Origin of the sequence: Neisseria sp. P0008.S010 (assembly GCF_051962715.1) — a bacterium.
Taxonomy (GTDB): domain Bacteria; phylum Pseudomonadota; class Gammaproteobacteria; order Burkholderiales; family Neisseriaceae; genus Neisseria; species Neisseria elongata.
In genome coordinates this window covers 1-230 of sequence record NZ_JBQCVA010000458.1, presented here as the reverse complement: position 1 = coordinate 230, position 230 = coordinate 1, and the positions used below count along the sequence as shown (strand labels likewise).

Annotated in this window: 1 rRNA gene; it reads right to left on the bottom strand. The window is 59.6% G+C overall.

Going from position 1 to position 230, the window contains the following annotated elements:
• A 16S ribosomal RNA gene (locus ACTHSL_RS14330) occupies positions 1–229 on the bottom strand; the annotation flags it as partial.
• Between the last annotated feature and the right edge of the window lies 1 nt (position 230).

The following is a 230-nucleotide window of genomic DNA, read 5'->3' as shown; positions in this document are numbered from 1 at the left end:
GACTACAGGGGTGTCTAATCCCGTTCGCTCCCCAAGCTTTCGTGCCTCAGCGTCAGTTGGGACCCAGGGCGCCGCTTGCGCCTCTGGTGTTCCTCCGGATCTCTACACATTTCACCGCTCCACCCTGAATTCCACGCCCCTCTATCCCACTCTAGTCCCACAGTCTCAAGCGCGTTTTCCCGGTTGAGCCGGAATCTTTCACACCTGACTTATGGCACCGCCTGCGCACG